Source organism: Acinetobacter sp. AOR14_HL (assembly GCF_027855175.1).
GTDB lineage: Bacteria > Pseudomonadota > Gammaproteobacteria > Pseudomonadales > Moraxellaceae > Acinetobacter > Acinetobacter calcoaceticus.
This window is the reverse complement of record NZ_JAKTII010000016.1, coordinates 15,687-35,739: the sequence shown is the minus strand read 5'-3', so window position 1 is coordinate 35,739 and position 20,053 is coordinate 15,687. Positions and strand designations below refer to the sequence as shown.

Annotated in this window: 17 protein-coding genes; 3 read left to right on the top strand and 14 right to left on the bottom strand. The window is 42.0% G+C overall.

Annotation, left to right across the window (positions count from 1 at the left end; translation table 11 throughout):
* Window position 1 precedes the first annotated feature (1 nt).
* From nuoL to ndhC, 11 genes are all read right to left on the bottom strand, one after another.
* Window positions 2-1,891, bottom strand: coding sequence for an NADH-quinone oxidoreductase subunit L (nuoL, locus tag MKL38_RS15400; RefSeq protein ID WP_270903689.1), 1,890 nt, complete (start codon window positions 1,889-1,891; stop codon window positions 2-4).
* Window positions 1,888-2,196 carry an NADH-quinone oxidoreductase subunit NuoK gene (nuoK, locus tag MKL38_RS15395; protein WP_000529822.1) on the bottom strand — a complete coding sequence of 103 codons (309 nt, stop codon included), beginning with the start codon at window positions 2,194-2,196 and terminating at the stop codon, window positions 1,888-1,890. Before nuoK ends, nuoL begins: the two co-directional genes overlap by 4 nt.
* Window positions 2,196-2,714 carry an NADH-quinone oxidoreductase subunit J gene (gene nuoJ, locus MKL38_RS15390; protein WP_014205902.1) on the bottom strand — a complete coding sequence of 173 codons (519 nt, stop codon included), beginning with the start codon at window positions 2,712-2,714 and terminating at the stop codon, window positions 2,196-2,198. The genes nuoK and nuoJ overlap by 1 nt, the downstream gene beginning before the upstream one ends.
* Window positions 2,714-3,256, bottom strand: a complete 543-nt coding sequence (gene nuoI, locus MKL38_RS15385) for an NADH-quinone oxidoreductase subunit NuoI (protein ID WP_003653469.1) — start codon at window positions 3,254-3,256, stop codon at window positions 2,714-2,716. Before nuoI ends, nuoJ begins: the two co-directional genes overlap by 1 nt.
* A gap of 18 nt (window positions 3,257-3,274) precedes the next feature.
* Window positions 3,275-4,291, bottom strand: coding sequence for an NADH-quinone oxidoreductase subunit NuoH (gene nuoH / locus MKL38_RS15380; RefSeq protein WP_003653472.1), 1,017 nt, complete (start codon window positions 4,289-4,291; stop codon window positions 3,275-3,277).
* A gap of 3 nt (window positions 4,292-4,294) precedes the next feature.
* Window positions 4,295-6,979, bottom strand: coding sequence for an NADH-quinone oxidoreductase subunit NuoG (gene nuoG / locus MKL38_RS15375; protein ID WP_270903688.1), 2,685 nt, complete (start codon window positions 6,977-6,979; stop codon window positions 4,295-4,297).
* Window positions 6,980-6,991: 12 nt separating this feature from the next.
* Window positions 6,992-8,323: an NADH-quinone oxidoreductase subunit NuoF gene (gene nuoF / locus MKL38_RS15370; protein ID WP_270903687.1), complete on the bottom strand. Its 1,332-nt coding sequence runs from the start codon at window positions 8,321-8,323 to the stop codon at window positions 6,992-6,994.
* Window positions 8,320-8,829, bottom strand: a complete 510-nt coding sequence (nuoE, locus tag MKL38_RS15365) for an NADH-quinone oxidoreductase subunit NuoE (RefSeq protein ID WP_003653477.1) — start codon at window positions 8,827-8,829, stop codon at window positions 8,320-8,322. Before nuoE ends, nuoF begins: the two co-directional genes overlap by 4 nt.
* Window positions 8,830-8,842: 13 nt before the next feature.
* A complete protein-coding gene (gene nuoC / locus MKL38_RS15360) occupies window positions 8,843-10,630 on the bottom strand; it encodes an NADH-quinone oxidoreductase subunit C/D (RefSeq protein WP_270903686.1) in 1,788 nt (595 codons plus the stop codon).
* A gap of 84 nt (window positions 10,631-10,714) precedes the next feature.
* Complete coding sequence (locus MKL38_RS15355; protein ID WP_002050353.1) at window positions 10,715-11,392, bottom strand: NuoB/complex I 20 kDa subunit family protein; 678 nt, start codon at window positions 11,390-11,392, stop codon at window positions 10,715-10,717.
* 6 nt (window positions 11,393-11,398) lie between these two features.
* Window positions 11,399-11,950: an NADH-quinone oxidoreductase subunit A gene (ndhC, locus tag MKL38_RS15350; protein WP_003653481.1), complete on the bottom strand. Its 552-nt coding sequence runs from the start codon at window positions 11,948-11,950 to the stop codon at window positions 11,399-11,401.
* 424 nt (window positions 11,951-12,374) lie between these two features.
* Here ndhC and MKL38_RS15345 point away from each other — a divergent pair, with 424 nt between their 5' ends.
* Both MKL38_RS15345 and MKL38_RS15340 read left to right on the top strand, forming a co-directional pair.
* Window positions 12,375-13,793: a GGDEF domain-containing protein gene (locus MKL38_RS15345; protein ID WP_151744716.1), complete on the top strand. Its 1,419-nt coding sequence runs from the start codon at window positions 12,375-12,377 to the stop codon at window positions 13,791-13,793.
* 91 nt (window positions 13,794-13,884) lie between these two features.
* The gene (locus tag MKL38_RS15340) at window positions 13,885-14,238 is read left to right on the top strand and encodes a hypothetical protein (RefSeq protein ID WP_045436491.1); all 354 of its coding nucleotides are present in this window, start codon (window positions 13,885-13,887) and stop codon (window positions 14,236-14,238) included.
* 22 nt (window positions 14,239-14,260) lie between these two features.
* On the opposite strand, the gene bfmS is transcribed toward MKL38_RS15340, so the two are convergent.
* Genes bfmS through MKL38_RS15325 form a run of 3 tightly spaced genes read right to left on the bottom strand, consistent with a single transcriptional unit; the run spans window position 14,261 to window position 16,838 of the window.
* Window positions 14,261-15,910 carry a sensor histidine kinase BfmS gene (gene bfmS, locus MKL38_RS15335; protein ID WP_270903685.1) on the bottom strand — a complete coding sequence of 550 codons (1,650 nt, stop codon included), beginning with the start codon at window positions 15,908-15,910 and terminating at the stop codon, window positions 14,261-14,263.
* Window positions 15,911-15,942: 32 nt separating this feature from the next.
* Window positions 15,943-16,659 carry a response regulator transcription factor BfmR gene (gene bfmR / locus MKL38_RS15330; protein ID WP_003653488.1) on the bottom strand — a complete coding sequence of 239 codons (717 nt, stop codon included), beginning with the start codon at window positions 16,657-16,659 and terminating at the stop codon, window positions 15,943-15,945.
* Entirely contained in the window at window positions 16,656-16,838 is a 183-nt protein-coding gene (locus MKL38_RS15325) for a hypothetical protein (protein WP_016801725.1), read from the bottom strand. The genes bfmR and MKL38_RS15325 overlap by 4 nt, the downstream gene beginning before the upstream one ends.
* A 353-nt stretch (window positions 16,839-17,191) precedes the next feature.
* On the opposite strand from MKL38_RS15325, the gene MKL38_RS15320 reads away from it, so the two are divergent.
* A complete protein-coding gene (locus MKL38_RS15320; RefSeq protein ID WP_005042869.1) occupies window positions 17,192-20,023 on the top strand; it encodes a ribonucleoside-diphosphate reductase subunit alpha in 2,832 nt (943 codons plus the stop codon).
* Window positions 20,024-20,053 lie beyond the last annotated feature (30 nt).

Genomic DNA, 20,053 nt, shown 5'->3' with positions numbered 1-20,053 from the left:
TTTATTTCCCCACTACCTGAATAACGATCAAGATCATCAATAACACCACTACACCGAGTGACATACTTGATGCGTATTCACGCAATGAACCGGTTTGACGTGAGCTTGTAAAACTATTTCCGCCTTTCACAAGTGCAGGAAGAACTAGCCACAAACTGTCAATCGGATCACGGCCAAAGATTTTGGCGAAGAATAAATAAGGTTTAACAAAAACGATGTCATACAATGCATCAAAACCAAAAGCAGTACGGCAAATATGTGCCAGACCTGCACCCAAACTTGTTTGAGCGAATGATTTCACTACACCATAAGCAAATGTAAATAATGCTATACCAACAACTAGACCAACTAGCGCAATTCCTACTGCTAAATGCTCTGCCCCATGCATGCCTTCTACAAATTGTTCAGCCACATGGAATTCAGGAATTTTTGCAGTATTAAGAATACCAGCTACAGGTGCTTTTAATACGGCACCAACAAAAGTAGACAGTACAGCTAAAATGCCCAATGGAGCCCAGTACGTTGCACCTTTAATTTCATGGTAAGGCGTGTTTTCTTGACCAAAGAATACAACCCAGATTAAACGGAATGTATAAATCGAAGTCAGGAATGCACCTGCTACACCCACCCAATATAAGGTGTGGTATAAAGCAACTGATTGGCCTTGTACCCAAACTTCACCAAGAATCGCATCTTTAGAGAAGAAGCCAATCGTCAAGAATGGAATCGCTGCTAATGCACCGCCACCGATCGCGAAACAAGCAAACAGGAATTTGTTACGTTTGAACAAGCCACCCATTTTGAAAATGTTTTGCTCGTGATGGTAAGCCAGAATCACCGCACCAGAAGACAAGAATAATAATGCCTTAAAGAATGCGTGAGCCAACATGTGGAACAAGCCAGCTTGATAAGCTTCAGCACCTACAGCCATAAACATATAGCCAAGCTGACTCATTGTTGAGTAAGCCAAGATACGTTTGATGTCTGTTTGAACGAGTGCGGCAAAACCTGCAACTAGCAAAGTCACGGCACCTGTTACCGAAATGAATTGCATCACTTCAGGCGCAAGTTCAAATACGCTGAATAGACGGCAGCATAAATACACACCAGCCGTTACCATTGTTGCAGCGTGGATTAATGCAGAAACAGGTGTCGGACCTGCCATTGCATCTGCCAACCATGTTTGCAATGGAATTTGAGCAGATTTACCAGCAGCACCCAAGAACAACATTAATGCAGTCCAGATGGTAAGTGACGAACTCTTCGTCATTACTTCTGCTGCGTGTTCAACGATGTACTGAGTATTCAACGTACCAAATTGTTGGTAAAGCAAGAATAAAGCAATAAGCAAGAATACGTCACCTACACGGGTAACTGTAAATGCTTTGATCGCAGCCCAACCATTTGCAGGGTTTGCATAATAGAAACCAATAAGCAAATAAGAGCAAAGACCTACGCCTTCCCAACCTAAGAATAACAACGCTAAGTTGTCGCCCAATACAAGCACAAGCATGCTGGCAACAAACAGGTTGAAATAAGAGAAGAAACGCGCATAACCTTCTTCACCGCGCATGTACCATGATGCAAAGATGTGGATTAAGAAACCAACACCTGTAACCATGCCCATCATGAGTAAAGATAAGCCATCTAAATGTAAGCTAATGCCTGGCGCAAAACCGCCAACATTGAACCATGTCCACAGATTTTGAACAAAAACTTGCTGACCACTTGTGGTAAATGCCATTCCAGCAATCAATGCAAATAATGCAGATAAACCTACAGAACCCACACCAATAATTGCTGCAACATTTTCAGAGAGTTTGTCTCGTCCTGCCGCCAATAAAATAAAACCGATTAGCGGAAATAATACTGTTAGATATAAATAACTCATCCGCGCATCTCACTAGCAGCATCCACATCCAAATGATGGAAGCGATGATAGAACTGAAGGACAATCGCAAGACCGATACATGCCTCTGCTGCTGCAAGGGTCAAAATCAGAATGAACATAACTTGTCCATCTGGTTGTGCCCATACGCTACCCGCAAGAACAAATGCCAATGCAGCAGCATTCATCATGATCTCAAGGCTCATTAACATAAATAATAGGTTGCGTCGCACCATTACACCGTAAAAACCGAGTGCAAAAAGGATGGTTGCAACAATCAAACCATGTTCTAAAGGAATCTGGCCCATTATTCTTTTTCCTCTTCTGCACCTGGTTCACGTTTACCTAAGTGGTATGCTGCAACAAGGGCTGCTAGCAATAACATCGCGGCAACTTCAACCAATAGTAAATAGTGAGTAAAGAGTGCTTGACCAACTACTTTTGGTCCAATCACTTGTGCCCCAAGTGGTGCTGAAATTGTGGTGTATTCACCACCAAGCATCCAAACCAAAAGCAAGCCGAGTAAGAAACTCATGAGTGCTGGATATGCCCAAGCATCTGAAGAAAGCCATTTACGTTCTTGTTCTACAGTGTGTTGACCCAAATTTAGCATCATCACCACGAAGACAAACAGAACCATAATTGCTCCGGCATAAACAATGATTTCAAGAGCACCTGCAAAAGGCGCCCCCACGATCATGAAAATACCAGCAACAGCAAGCAATGAAACAATTAGACTAAGTAAAGCATGTACAGGGTTCGTGTTAGTCACTACACGAACCGTAGAAACGATGGCCACGAGTGCCATCAAATAAAACGGCCACATCATGGTAATAGACTCCGTACATCGATTGGTGCACTTTCTTTCTGCGCCTGACCTTTCTCTTTACCGTTAATTGCCATACCAGCTACACGGTAGAAGTTGTAGTCTGGGTATTTACCCGGACCTGAAATGAGTAAGTTTTCTTTCTCATAAACCAAGTCTTGACGTACATATTCACCAAGTTCGAAATCTGGTGTCATCTGAATCGCAGTTGTTGGACAAGCTTCTTCACACATACCGCAGAAAATACAGCGTGAAAAATTGATACGGAAAAATTCCGGATACCAACGTCCATCTTCTGTTTCTGCTTTTTGTAATGAGATACAGCCAACCGGACACGCAACCGCACATAGGTTACATGCCACACAACGCTCTTCCCCATCTGGGTCACGCGTCAACACAATACGACCACGAAAGCGTGGCGGCACAATCTGTTCAGCCGGTACTTCTGGATATAAAATCGTGTCACGTTTACGCGTTACATGGCTAAATACCATAAACAACGAACGTACAATCGATCCGAATCCAGCTAGAAATTTATACATTTTGTACTCCCTGCTGTCCTAGGCCTGATTCATCAGAATCACAGCACCAGTCACTAACAAGTTGACCAACGCCAATGGCAAACAAATTTTCCAACCAAAGTTCATGACTTGGTCATAACGTGGACGCATTAAAGAACCACGAGCCAAAACAAACATCATTACAAAGAATGCTGTTTTAATCACAAACCAGAATACTGGCGGAACAAATGGAATTTCTAAATTGAATGGCGCTAACCAGCCACCAAAGAATAAAGTTACGATCAATGCAGAAATAAGTACTACGTTGACATATTCAGCAACGAAGAACATACCCCATTTCATACCACCATATTCAACATGGTAACCTTCAGCCAATTCTTGTTCTGCTTCCGGTTGGTCAAATGGATGACGGTGAGTTACCGCAACACCAGCAACCACAAAAATCAAGAAACCTAAGAATTGTGGAATGACGAACCAAACATCGCGTTGTGCTTCAACAATTTCACGAAGGTTAAATGAGCCTGCAATTGCAACCACACCCATCAATGAGATACCCAAGAACACTTCATAAGAAATGGTTTGAGCAGCTGAACGCAAACCACCAAGCAATGAGTATTTGTTATTTGAAGCCCAGCCACCAAACAATACTGCATAGACTGCAATACCAGCCATTGCCATGAAGAACAACAAACCGATACTCATGTCGGCAACACCCAGTGAAGGACTCACCGGGATAACCATGAATGAAAGAACCGCTGTTGCCATTGCAACAGCTGGTGCTAAACGGAATGTAAGCTTGTCAGCAAATTTTGGTGTCCAGTCTTCTTTGAACATGATCTTGAGCATGTCGGCAACGATCTGGAACATACCACCAGGACCAACACGGTTTGGACCATAACGGTCTTGCCACAAAGCAAGCAAACGACGTTCAATAAAAGACATCAACGCTGCAACTAAAACAACCACAAGCAAAATCACAACTGCTTGAACTACAGCATAGGCAATTGGCCAGTTCTCAGCCCAAAGTGGCGTTTGACGTATAATTTCTTGATTCATGAATTACACTCCTAAAGCCACTGAAACAGGCTCAGCTAGTGACACCATTGGTGCTAAACCAACTGGGTAACCAATATAACCTGTAGGTAAATATTCAATTACTTGTACAGGCAAGCTCACACTGGTTTCGCCTGCTTTTACTGTAATGCGTTGACCTTCTTGAAGGTTCAAACGAGTTGCATCTTGTTCGCCCACTGCAAACATAGCTTCTGGAATACGAGTTTCCATTGCAGGTGTTTTAATAGTGAATTCACCAGAACCAAAAATATGATGCATTGGTACTAAGCGGAAACTTTCAGGGTTTGCAACTACCGCTACTGGAGCTACATAGCTACGTGCAGGACGTTTTGCCAAGCGATCGAATAAACGAATACCTGAATCACCACCTTTTAAGTGACCACCCACTTCATCTTGGTATTTGTTCCAAGATTGTGGAGAGTTCCAGCCCGGAGCCCATGCAAATGGTACTAATGATGATGCTTTTTGAGGACCAACATAACCTTCCATTGAGAATGTTAATGCTGAATCTAGATCTGTAGGCTGTTTAGGTTCATGAACCGATAACGGCGCACGCATTGCTGTACGACCTGAATAACGACGTGGTTCACGTGCAATTTTCAAACCATGTACACGGTAACCTGCATCAGGCGCCACATCTTGAATAGCTTCAAGTACTGGTACATTTTTTACGATGCTTTCAATCACATCATCAAGCAATGTCCAGTCTACAGCTTTACCTTTAATGCCAGTTTCAATGGCATGTAACCAACGCCATGATTCTTTAATTGCATACTCAGGCTTATAGTAGCTTGGATCGTAAACTTGATAGAAACGCTGTGCACGACCTTCTTGGCTTACAACAGTACCGTCACCTTCGGCAAAGCTTGCTGCTGAAAGTACAATATCAGCCTGTTTCACAGTTTCAGTTTCACTGTGATCAAGCACAATTACTGTTTCAGCTTTATCAAGTGCAGCCTGCACTTGTACAGCAGGTAAGCGACGGAACAAGTCATTTTCAACAATAACAAGTGTGTCGTAGTCTTGAGCAAATGCTTGTTCAAGGCTTAAGCCACCAAACAATGCTAAGCCCATCGAGTTCACTTCAGGAACCACAAGACTTAAACCAGCTTTAGAACCTAAGTTCTGAGTCAACTCAGCCGCAGCTTCCATAATAGAAGCATCTTGCAAGCTAGTACCCGCAATGATTAATGGCTTGTTTGCTGCTTTTAACGTATCAGCAATGGTTTGAGCAAATGCTTTTGCATCGTCATCTAAACCATTCACTGTTTCGCCTTTCACTGCCGCAGCTACTGCAAAACCTAAACGAGCAATGTCATTTGGAGAAGCAACAACTTCACCAGTTGCAACATCGGCAAGACGAGTTTGAGTTGCAGCCAAGATATAGATCGGAGATTTTGCTTCTTGACCAATACGTTGTACAGGCTCAGCCAACCAGTCTGGGGTACGTGTTTTTGCAGCCATTTCACGAGCTTTGTTTTTCGCAGCTTGACGAACTGACAAGGCCATACGTGGTGCAGTTTGAATCAGGTCTTCACCTAAAATCAAGACGGCATCATAGCTTTCGATTTCACGCATGTTCGGGTTGTAAATGCCCTCTGTTTGCATGATAGATGCAGCAAGTTCAACAAGTTTTTGCTCTTTTTGTGCAACACCAGTTGAGTAATTTGCCTGACCTACAAGCTCACGTAATGCATAGTTCGATTCCAAGCTTGCGCGCGGAGAACCGATACCCAAAACTTTTTTGCCTTGAAGCTTCGCAATCGTTTGATCTAAAGCTTGATCAACAGAAACAGTTGCAACAGTTTCACCGTTACGGAACTGAGGCTGACGTGGACGGTCTGCACGGTTTACATAACCTGTGCCAAAACGACCTTTATCACAAAGGAAGTACTGGTTAACCGAACCATTAAAACGGTTTTCTACGCGACGGATTTCACCATAACGTTCACCCGGAGAAATGTTACAACCAGAAGAACAGCCTTGACACACGCTTGGTGCATACTGCATGTCCCATTTACGGTTATAACGCTCTGAATGAGTCTTATCAGTGAATACACCTGTTGGACATACTTCAGTCAAGTTACCCGAGAATTCAGATTCTAAAGTACCTGATTCTGGACGACCAAAGTAAACACGAGATGCATTGGCATACACACCAAAGTCCGTACCGCCCGCATAGTCGTTGTAGTAACGAACACAACGGTAACAAGCAATACAGCGGTTCATTTCATGTGCAATGAATGAGCCGAGTTCTTGGTTGTAATGCGTACGTTTTGTAAAACGGTAGCGACGACGGTCATGACCAGTCATCACAGTCATATCTTGTAAATGACAGTGACCACCCTCTTCACAGACTGGACAGTCGTGTGGGTGATTCGTCATCAAAAATTCAACAATAGATGCACGGAAATCTGTTGCTTCTTTGTCTTCAATCGAGATATAGGTATTGTCAGATGCTGGTGTCATGCATGACATGACCAAACGACCACGCGTATCTTCTGGATTCGCATATTGCGTAACAGCACATTGACGGCAAGAACCAACCGAACCTAAGGATGGATGCCAACAAAAATATGGGATGTCGATACCCAGACTCAAACATGCTTGTAGCAAGTTTTCCGAGCCGTTGACTTCATACGATTTTCCATCGACATGAATTGTAGCCATAAGTCGAATTCCTTAAGCTTGTTCTACGTTGCTGGTTTGCACGACAGGACGAGTCGTCACTTTCGCTTCAAACTCACCACGGAAATGTTTGAGTGCGCCCATAAGCGGCTCCATCGCACCTGGTGCGTGGGCACAGAAAGTTTTACCAATCCATAATTTACGAGTCAATTCTTGTAAATGATCGATATCTTCTTTCTTACCTTCGCCTACTTCAAGTGCTTTAAGCGCTTTAACAGCCCATGGCAAACCATCACGACATGGTGTACAGAAACCACATGATTCGCGCGCAAAGAACTCTTCTAAGTTACGAGTGAGCGATACCATACATTGAGTTTCGTCAACCACCATCAATAAACATGTTCCCAAACGAGAACCTGCTTTCATAATCGTGTCAGCATCCATTGGTAAATCAATGGTATCTGCCGGTAAAAAGTCAGTTGAAGCACCACCCGGTAACCATGCTTTGAGCTTTAAGCCCTCACGCATACCACCAGCATGATTTTCAATCACTTCACGTGCAGTTGTACCAAATGGCAATTCCCAAAGACCTGGGAATTTTACTTTACCTGATGCACCATAAATTTTAGTGCCTGGGTCTTTTGATTTACCTGCTGATAAACCGATATACCACTCTGGACCACGAAGCATAATTGCTGGCAAGTTGTTATAAGTTTCAACGTTGTTCACAATTGTTGGACGGCCCCATGCCCCTGCAACTTGCGGGAATGGTGGCTTGGTACGTGGGTTTGCACGACGGCCTTCGAGCGAGTTAATCAATGCAGTTTCTTCACCACAGATATAACGCCCTGCGCCCGTATGTACATGCAAGTCAAAATTCCAGCCAGAACCTAAAATGTTTTCGCCTAAATAACCTTTAGCACGAATCTGTTCTAATGCTTCATTTAAGTATTGAGCTGCCTCAATATATTCACCACGGATAAAGATATAACCTTGAGTTGCCTCTAAGGTATAACCCGCAATCAACATACCTTCGATCAATTGATGTGGAAGTTTTTCCATCAACAAACGGTCTTTAAAAGTACCCGGTTCCATTTCGTCGGCATTACAGATCAAATAACGTGGACCACCATCATTTGGTGCCATTAATGACCATTTAATACCCGCTGGGAAACCCGCACCACCACGACCTTTTACAGTTGCAGCTTTAATGACATCTAACACTTCAGCAGGTTTCATGCCTAATGCTTTTTTAAAGCCAGCATAACCTTCAAGTGCTTCGTAATCATCAGCACCACGAACTTCTTCACGTTTACTTAAACGCCAAGTGAGCGGATGAGTTTCTGGATTACCGTCGCCATAAATTGGTTTTGGTTCAGTATTCATACATACTTCTCCAATAACTGTTTAATTGATGTCACTTCGACTAAACCGTGAGTATCTTCATCAATCATTAAAGTTGGGCCTTTGTCGCAGTTGCCTAGGCAGCAAATTGGAAGCAGTGTAAAACGACCATCTGGTGTCGTTTGACCATACTGAATTCCTAATTCGCGCTGGAATGCTTCAGCAAGTGTTTCTGCACCCATTAAGAAGCAAGCAATTGAGTCACAAAGCAAAATCACGTGACGACCTACCGGGTGGCGATAGATACGGTTGTAAAATGTTGCAACACCTTCCAAATCAGCAACACTCATCGACAATAACTGTGCGATGGCATTCATTTGAGCGTCATCTACCCAACCATTACGGCGTTGTACACACTTCAATGCATCCAAAGAGGCTGCACGAGGGTATGGATAGTGACCAATGTGATGTTCGATGTCGTGAATTTCTTCCGCAGTCAAAATCCCTTCAACATTCACACGTGGCTTTTTATCAGTCAAAATCATCATTATGTGTTACCTCTTAGCGATCCACGTCAGCCATAACCACGTCAATGGTCGCCAGATAAATGATTAAGTCAGATACCAAACTGCCGTTAATCACTGCAGGCATTTGCTGTAAGTGAGTAAACGTCGGTGTACGAATACGAGTACGATAACTCATCGTCGATTTATCTGAAGTCAAGTAATACGTACTTGCACCTTTAACCACTTCAGTCATAAATGATGACTCGCCCGCTGGCATGACAGGACCCCATGAAACGCTCAAGAAATGCGTAATCAAGGTTTCAATATCTTGTAATGTCTTATCTTTCGGTGGTGGAACAGCCAATGGATGATCCGCTTTATATGGACCAGAAGGCATGTTATCCAAACACTGTTGAATAATTTTTAACGACTCAGTAATTTCACGGAAGTGAACGAGTACACGTGCATATGCATCGCCTTCATACTCAACTGGCACCTCAAAATCGAAGTTTTCATAGCCACTGTATGGACGATATTTACGAACGTCAAAATCGATACCTGTCGCACGTAAACCAGTACCAGTTACACCCCATGCGAGTGCAGACTTGGCATCGTATTGTGCAACGTTACGCGTACGACCAATAAACACAGAGTTTTTCAATGCTGCTGTGTAGTATTCGTTTAAGCGCTTAGGCATCCACTCTAGCAATTCTTTAACAAGTTTTTGCCAGTTATTTGGAAGATCGTGTGCTGTACCACCAATACGGAACCATGCTGGATGCATACGGTAACCCGTGATTGCTTCAACAATGTCGTAAACTTTTTGACGGTCTGCGAACATATAGAATACTGGTGTCATACCACCGGCATCCTGAATTGCCGTACCACAGAACAACAAGTGGTTATTAATACGGAACAATTCGTTCAACATGACACGAATGACTTGAGCACGTTCAGGAACTTTGATTCCTGCCATTTGCTCTACAGCCATCACATACGGCATGTTCTGAGCACAACCACCTAAGTAGTCGACACGGTCTGTATAAGGAATGAAAGAATGCCATGTTTGACGTTCAGCCATCTTTTCCACACCACGGTGGTGATAACCGATATCAGGAACACAGTCCTTCACTTCTTCGCCATCTAACTGCAATACAACACGGAACGCACCATGTGCAGATGGATGGTTAGGACCCAAGTTCAGGAACATAAAGTCTTCGTCAGCGTTACCGCGTTTAAGACCCCAGTCTTCTGGCACAAAACGTAAGTGCTCTTGTTCAAAGTCTTGTTTCGCTTTGTCTTGCATGTACGGCGTATATTCTGTCGCACGTGCTGAATATTCTTTACGTAACGGATGACCTTCCCAGTACGTTGGCAACAAGATACGACGGAGCATTGGATGCCCTTCGAAATTGATACCGAACATATCGTAAGCTTCACGTTCATACCAGTTGGCATTTGGCCAGATATTGGTCGCTGTCGGAAGGTTAAGATCATTTTCGTTCAAGGCAACCTTGATACGAATGTCACTATTACGCTCAAGCGATAATAAATGATAGAACACAGTGAAGTCAGATGCTGGCAAACCATCACGATGAACACGTAAACGCTCATCCATCGCAGATAAGTCAAACAGCATTACATATGGACGTTCCACTTTACGTAGGAACATAAGGACTTCTTGCACGCGTGCGCGCTCAACCCAGACTGTTGGAAACTCTTCAAAAGTCGCCTGCACGTAAAAGTTCTCACCAAATTTGGTTTTGAGTTCTTCTACGATTGCAAATGCTGGGCGTGAATCAACTGGTGTTGACTCTGGCATAGCAATGTCAGTTTCAGCCATTGGCTTGGCTTCCTATTTAATACAAATTCTGTCAATTTTCTCGATGAACATATCGGTTAGATATGTCAAAGCACCGTCAAAAAATTATTTAATCTCATCCATAGAGCGTAAGTTTTTAACGGCAATACGCTGCGCATTCTTACGGTCACGTTCTGGCATCATCTTTGGCTTATATACTGGCTGAAGATCATCACCGATCACGGCAGAAAGCGGGCGTCGCTCTAATTGAATCTGGTCTTGTAAAAGCATTAAAGCTTGAATTAATGCTTCAGGACGAGGTGGACAACCTGGGACGTACACGTCAACAGGAATAATTTTGTCTACACCTTGTACTACTGAATAGATGTCGTACATACCTCCAGAGTTTGCACAAGCACCCATCGAGATGACCCATTTAGGCTCTAACATCTGTTCATATAGACGCTGAATAACTGGTGCCATTTTTACGAAACAGGTTCCGGCAACAATCATCAAGTCAGCTTGACGAGGTGAAGCACGGATAACCTCTGCGCCGAAACGTGACAAGTCATGCACACCTGTTAAGGTCGTTGCATATTCAACGTAACAACATGAGGTACCAAAGTTAAATGGCCACAAGGAGTTTTTACGCCCCCAGTTTACTGCTGTATGCAAGACATCCTCTAAACGAGTCATGAATACGTTTTTATTCACTTCCTCTTCTAGTGGATCTGTCACGATTTGACGTTCTTGCAATGGGTATTGATCAGCATCCGGATTCGCGCGGGTCAGAGTATATTTCATCCCGACTTACTCCTTTTCAGATGACAATGCAGGTGTAGTTTTTGACTTAACACGACCTGATGATTGAGCTGGAATCTGGCCTGTAGGGTCAGTTACGAGCTCTTCAATAGAGTTAAAGCGTGTAATTTCAGCAATGTTCATTGTTGGCGAACCGATTTTAATCGCCTCACCTGCTGATTTACGGCGATCTGCTGGTGACCAACTTAAAGCACCTACAGAGAAGGCATAAACAAGCGCAATCAATAAATCAACCACAAAGATTACTACAGTGGTATATCCCAACCACCCTACTTCACGCACAGAAGTAGACCATGCATAGAGGTAAAGTGCCTCTAAGTCGAAGACAACAAAGAAAATTGCAACTAAATAGAACTTTGCAGACAGGCGAATGCGAGCGCCACCAGCACTCACGACACCCGATTCAAACTGCTCTTGCTTAGCACGCCCCCACGATTTCCCCCCGAGGAGTAAGGGAACTGTGAGCATAAAGACGCAAAGAAATGTAACGCCGATCACGAAGGCGATAATCGCCCAGTCGTATGGAGTAATGGCACTCATGCGGGGATAACTCCTGGCAGGCCTATTATTTAACAAAGAATGTATGTATTGGCCTTCAAATACACCAAACACAAAATTAATCCCGCCAATTGTACCTGATTTCTAATTTCGCATGCTAGTTGAAGCGTCTTAGTCTTTCGGATGATTTTCTAAACAAAACTATTCTTCTATGGGTTGTAAGGGGGGTTTCACCACGCATAATCGGTTTATTTAATAGTTTTTTTGTTTATGATGATTTTTTTCATTTTTTAATTTTAGAATAATTACACAGTTCATCGACTATTAAGTTTTTATAACTTACTTTTTTATAATATTAGTTTGTTTTTTATTGTATTCAACTTCCCCTCTGAATTATGATGAATGTTTAGTCATACATAATATTTTATTACTCTTGGATAAGAGTGTTTATCATTAAGGGCAGCTGATGCCAGACTCACTTCGTGAATTTTCATTTCCCTCTTCTTTAAAATTTTTTCTCCTGTTTGGCTTCATTATTACGGTATGTTGTTTTATTGGCATCGCATCTCGTCCTTTAAGTTTTCTGGCGTTCTTTTGGCCAGCCAATTCTGTTTTGCTCGGTCTACTCATTCGCTTTCCGAGCACACGTCGACCCAGCACGTTTTTAGGTGCCTACATAGGTTATGTTATTGCTGACCTATTTCAGGGTACTCCATTTGCTCTCACACTCGTTTTAACAACGTCAAATTTTATTTATGTTGTTAGTACCCTCGCCCTCTATATGTTTTTTAATCAGCATATTAAAGCGGCCTATCGAGGCTATTCCTACCTCTTTTTATTTGGTCTATGTGGGATAGGGAGCATAGCAGGCGCATTGTTTGCAGCAACTTTTGTGCCTATGTTTAATACTAAATTTATGCTTGGTAATTTGTGGGATGAATTCGGTTACTGGTTCACTTCAGAACTACAAAATGCCCTACTTCTTTTGCCGATCATATTGAACCTACCTCAATATAGTCAGGTAAAACACTACTTTTCTAGAAATCGTGGTTTAGAAGCAATTGACCTTTTACCTTTTTTGGCTGTGATTATTTCTATTGCCGCCAGCTATTACGATTCCGGCCCTGGTTCGCTCCTCTACCCGATTGCAGCACTCATCTGGTGCGCTATTCGCTACAAACCTATTATTGTTGCACTCATTACGACCTTTACCAGTGCCTATATTATCTATCATGTCTCTGGACATTATCTTTTACTCTATCCTAACGAATATTTAAGCAATACCATCTCAATTCGTATTGGATTAATCATGATGACGATTGCACCTCTTACCGTCTCTAGCATTAGTGTTTTACATTCAGAGTTAATTCAAAAGCTTCAACATGCGATTGCACATGACGAGCTGACCTCTAGTCTCACCCGACGCCAGTTTTTGCAATCGGTCAGATTACTTCAAGAAAAGGTATACAAGGAAAATAAAACCTCAGCATTTTTCATGCTTGATGTAGACCATTTCAAACAAGTTAATGACAACTACGGTCATCAAATAGGCGACCGCGCCCTACAGACTTGTGTCACCACTATTCAAAATATTTTGCATCCTCATGACTTATTGGGCCGCTTTGGCGGTGAAGAATTTGCAATTTTTATTGCAGATACCACCAAAGAGAGCGCCTTTGACCTTGCAGAGCAAATACGAATTAAAATTAGTCAGCAACCGATTTATATTTATGGGAAATTACCAATTTTCATTCAAGTCAGTATTGGCATAAGTTTATATTCACCATCTTCTCATAGAGCGATTGAAAATTTATTTAAAGAAGCAGATGACGCTTTATATCAAGCAAAACGCCAAGGGCGTAATCGGGTCTTTATATCTCTATAGGTTTTCATTTAATCATCTAGTGTAATGAATTTTATACAATATCCTGTATTTTGCCATGTATGCTAATAACAGATAATAAGGAGAAAAATGCATGACTCTAGAATATACGCATAAACCAAACTACTACTTGTTTGCGCAGTTACTTGTGCGACATATAGAAAGCTATATTCACAAACATCCAGATGCTAACAATGCAATTTTTGACTTGCGAGATGTCTATGAAATATTTAGGCAGGATTTTGCGTCAACCACAACAAACCTAGAAGGTATTTTGCATATTGCGGATGAATATAAAATAGAAACGCTTAATGGAGATCAACCTCTTATTCAAAAATACCAGATCGATGCAAAAAATAATTCATTACTGATCGACTTTAATTCTGATGCGTTGAATAGCTTAAGAAGCGGAAAACCTATTTTGGAACCGGATGCAACTCGATTATAAGCAATGCAATAAAAAAGCACCTTTATGAAGGTGCTTTTTTATTGGCTTTCAAAGGAGGTTGTTTAAAGCGTTTTGCAGGCCATGTCATGATAAAGCGAGCTCCACCTAAGGTAGGGCTTTCATCTACTTTAATTTCACCACCGAACCAGTAAGCAATACGGCTGACAATAGACAACCCTAGACCATAGCCACCCGACGCACGAGTACGGCTATCATCTAAACGAGCAAAGGCTTCAAATACTCTTTGACGATCTTGTTCCGGAATTCCAGCACCATCATCTTCAACACAAACAAAGGCCATACCGTCGCTGTGAACACCACCTGTGATGCGAACTTTGTTATCACAATAACGAACAGCGTTACCTACCAAGTTTTGAACAACCCGATGTAAATAACGACGCTCTGCATCTACTTTCAAATAAACAGGGGGAGCAACAAGTTCAATTTCTTTTTGCGTTTTTAAAGCTTCGGTTTCTACCGCAACCTGATCCAACACATCGAATAGAGCAATTTCAGCAAAATCTAATGAAGGTGTACCCTGCTCTAGTTTTGCATAAGTCATGATTTCATCAATTAAGGTATTGAGCGCTTCAATATCTTTATCAATCATATCAACCTGATGCATACGATGGTTGTAATCGTCTTCTTCTGCCAACATTTCTGTACCAAAGCGTATACGGGCAACCGGCGTTCTAAGCTCATGAGATACCGCTCTCATCAACTCGCGCTGAGCCTCGATTAAACGCTGAATATGATCAGACATGTTGTTATAACTTGATGCCAAGTTTGCCATTTCGTCACTCCCTTCAATAGGAACACGCAATGACAGATCCCCTGACTTCATACGGTTTAACGCATAACGGACTTGGCGAATTTTACGTTCTAACGGCAAGATAAGACCATAAACACCTAAACTCAGTAAGAATAGGCTAAATAAGGTAATTCCTGCTGAAAGCTGTAAAGGCATCCAGTTAAACATCGGAACCGGTCCAAGAACCAGAACTTGTGCAGGATGATTTGGTATTGGAGATACGATCGAAATGGTCGTACCACGCATTGTTGCACTATCTTTGTACAACATGACACTTTGGTCTTGGCGTAAACGGCCAATTTGCTCAAAATCCAGATTAACATCTTGAATATTAAAGATATTAATTGGATATGAGAAATGTTTTTGAATCTTGGCAAGGTATTCTTGTTCTTGCCCCGGATAAAACATTAGATAATCAAGTACAAAAATAGGAAGAGCCTTCATTTGGCGCTCACTAATTTTGTCAACTTTTATGGATAAATAGTGCTGAGGATCATCACGCAAGCCAATAATAATATACGCAATACTATTACTGGCATCGTAACGGACAACAGATTTTTGAGCTTCGATCCGTTTTTTCTCGGTACGAGATAACTCAACCTTGCTCGCATCAGTGTAATAAATTGGAAGTTCCAATAAATCCGATGCATCTGAAACCCAGTCTATTTTCTGCTGCTTCCCCGGTTGTCGAGCGACTCCCTCACTAATGACATAAGAAATACCATCAGTTAAAGACTCTCGGTATTCTTGTGCCCGTTGATAATTGATGATTTGTACAAGCAAATAACCAAAAACGGCAACCAAAACAACAAGAATTACCAGTCCCGCATATATTCGCAGGAATATGCTGTGTTTAAACACTCGACCAACCTTATAGGAAGTTTATGCAGATCTTATAACCCATTGGTTTCTTTAACGAACAAGTAACCTTTACTACGTACTGTTTTAATACGCTTTGGATTTTCAGGATCATCGCCAATTTTTGGACGAATACGTGAGATACGGACATCGATTGAACGGTCCTGACCATCGTATTCAATACCGCGTAAACGTTCGAAGATATCTTCACGCGATAAGATACGGCCAGCATTTGATGCAAGCAACCATAATAGGTCATATTCTGCACTAGTGAAATCAACAAGCTCACCATGCAACGTTACTGAACGGCCGCCATTATCAATCACAAGGTCATCAAACTCGATACGTTGTGCAACTTCGTCTTCTACAGTTTTATCTGTACGACGTAATAACGCACGGATACGGGCTAAAAGTACGCGTGGCTGAACTGGTTTAGCGACATAGTCATCCGCTCCCATTTCAAGGCCAAGTACCTGATCCATATCTTCTGTACGTGCAGTCAACATAAGAATCGGTTGATGATAATGTGGACGAACTTCACGGCAAACGGTTAAGCCATCGGCACCCGGCAACATGACATCCAAGACCACTAGATCTGGTTGTTCACTAATAATACGACGAATTGCACGGTTACCATCAGTTTCTACACCAACTTCCAAGCCGTTGCGGATTAAATACTCTTGAGTTAATCGTGCTAAACGCTCGTCGTCTTCAACGATCAGAATCTTTGGTAACTTTTCTTCTTGGCTCATATCATTGCCCCTATAAATCTCATTACATGCATCTTAAAAATCTTGCAGATACATTCGTTTATCATTTGCAATATACACACGTTTACATTGTAAACAAGTAGGCGTTCACCAAACTGATACATGACAACCATGTTTTGTTGCATTTTATTAACCTTTGAATTTTCTCGTGTTTTTAACATTTAGTTATTGTTATTAAATTTCATATTCTATTCATATTTCCAATGTATGAATATTAAACAAATTATTTCTTTAACTACTTTAATTGTATTTAAGTGCTTGTTTTTTGAGTTATCCACAAAGTTATCTATAAGTGTTTTTTGATAGCTTTGCTATGCTATCTCCCATCAAATCATACAGATAAAAAATTACTAAAAAGTCAAGATTGATCTGCTATGAAAAATCCCGTATCTTGTGTTCAAAATAAACTTTAACTACTAAGTCTTGTGTTTATCCCTCAAACATCGTGGCATACTTTTTGCTCGGTTCAAACGGTCTATAAACATAACAAAAGTGACAATGGAGCTATGCTGGCATGAGCGTAATTACTTCGACTCCCGGTCAAATTCAGGTGATCAAACGCACTGGAGATGTTGCTGCATTTGATGCAGAGAAAATTTCTGTTGCGATTGGTAAAGCTTTTCTTGCTGTGGAAGGTCAACAGAGTTCGGATTCAAGCCGTATTCACGACCGTATTACCCAACTGACGGAAATGGTATTAAATACTTTCACTCGCCGTTTACCATCGGGCGGTACGATCCATATTGAAGAAATTCAAGATCAAGTTGAGCTTGCTTTAATGCGTACCGGAGAACAGAAAGTTGCCCGCGCTTACGTAATTTACCGCGAACAACGTACGACTGCTCGTCAGCAAACGAACTCAAACCACCATCCTACGTTACAAGTGACCGATGCAAATGGTCAGCTTCAGCCACTTGATTTAAGTGCATTGCAAGCAACTGTAGCTAAAGCAGCCGAAGGTTTGGAAGGTATTGACGTTCAGGCTATTGTCGATGAAACCGTTAAAAACTTATATAACGGCGTAAAAGAGACTGATATTGCCACTACGATGATGATGGCAACACGTACTCGTATTGAACAAGAACCAAACTATACTTACGTGACTGCACGTTTGCTCTCTAGTGAATTAGTGAGCACAGGTTTAGCGTTCTTAGGCTTGCCTACAGATACTCCTGAAAACACTGCACTCGAAGCCTTTTTGAAAAAAGGTGTAGAGCTTGATTTGCTTTCACCAGACTTGCTTGATTTCGATTTAGAGAAACTTGCAGCAGCAATTCAACCAGAACGCTCTAATCAGTTTACCTATTTAGGTTTACAGACTTTATTTGACCGTTACTTCATTCACTCAAACGGCGTTCGCTTCGAATTACCGCAATTATTCTTTATGCGTGTGTCGATGGGTCTTACGTTAAATGAGCAAAATAAAGAAGAACGTGCAATCGAGTTCTATAACTTATTGTCTAGCTTCGACTACATGGCTTCTACGCCTACCCTGTTTAACTCAGGTACGTTACGTCCACAGCTTTCTAGTTGTTACTTAACAACGATTGGCGATGACCTCTATGACATTTATGGCGCAATGCGTGACAACGCAATGCTTTCTAAATGGGCTGGCGGTTTAGGTAATGACTGGACACCTGTACGTGCCTTGAACTCTTACATTAAGGGTACAAACGGTAAGTCTCAGGGTGTAGTTCCATTCTTGAAAGTTGCGAACGATACAGCCGTTGCGGTAAACCAAGGTGGTAAGCGTAAAGGTGCAGTATGTGCATACTTAGAAACTTGGCACTTAGACATCGAAGAGTTTTTAGAACTCCGTAAAAACACTGGTGATGACCGTCGCCGTACACATGACATGAACACTGCGAACTGGGTTCCAGATTTGTTTATGCAACGTGTATTTGAAGATGGTGAGTGGACATTATTTACGCCTTCTGAAACTCCAGACTTGCACGACTTAACTGGTGCTGAATTTGCTGAACGTTATGCTTACTATGAGTCTGTAGCAAAAGAAACAAACATGCTACACAAGAAAGTACGTGCTAAAGACTTATGGCGCAAAATGCTTTCTATGTTGTTTGAAACTGGTCACCCGTGGATTACATTCAAAGATGTATGTAACTTACGTTCACCACAACAACATGTTGGTGTAGTTCACTCATCTAACTTATGTACTGAAATTACCTTGAACACAAATCAAGACGAAATTGCAGTATGTAACTTGGGCTCGATCAACCTTGTACAACACGTTCAAGGTGGTGTGTTAGACCGTGAGAAGTTAGCTCGCACAATTAAAACAGCAGTACGCATGCTCGATAACGTTATCGACATTAACTACTACGCTGTACCACAAGCGAAAAACTCGAACTTGAAACACCGCCCTGTGGGTATGGGTATCATGGGCTTCCAAGATGCTCTATATGAAATGAACATCGCTTACGGTTCAGACGCTGCTATTGATTTTGCTGATGAATCAATGGAAGTGATTAGCTACTACGCGATTGAAACTTCAAGCAACTTGGCTGTTGAACGTGGTGCTTACTCAACATTCAAAGGTTCATTGTGGGATCAAGGTATCCTCCCAATCGACTCTTTAGAAATTGTTGCGAAATCTCGTCCAGAGCGTATGTTCGAAGTTGACCGTACTCAACGTTTAGACTGGGACACTTTACGTGCCAAAGTTCAAAAAGACGGTATGCGTAACTCAAATGTGATGGCGATTGCTCCTACTGCAACCATCTCTAACATCTGTGGTGTTTCTCAGTCTATTGAGCCAACATTCCAGAACTTATATGTAAAATCTAACTTGTCTGGTGAATTCACTGTCATTAACCCATACCTCGTTCGCGCATTAAAAGAACGTGGTCTTTGGGATACAGTGATGGTTAATGACTTGAAACACTTCGAAGGTTCAGTACAAAAAATTGCTCGTATTCCTGAAGAATTAAAAGCAATCTTTGCTACTGCGTTTGAAGTAGATACACGCTGGATCGTTGATGCTGCATCACGCCGTCAAAAATGGATCGATCAAGCTCAGTCGCTTAACCTTTACATTGCTGGTGCAAACGGTAAGAAACTTGACATCACTTATAAGATGGCATGGTTACGTGGTCTTAAGACGACTTATTACCTCCGAGCTTTAGGTGCAACTTCTGCTGAAAAGTCTACAATTAACACAGGTGCTTTAAACGCAGTTAAACCTGCGACTGTTGAAGCGGCTCCGGTTGCTGCCCCTGTTGTAGAAGCGAAAAAGCCTGAAGCAGTTGAAGAAGACGGTTTTACCCAAGCAGCTCCAGTTCCAATGGCTTGTTCAATCGACAATCCTGATTGCGAAGCTTGCCAATAATATTCAATAAAATTGCTCTTTTTCGCTAAA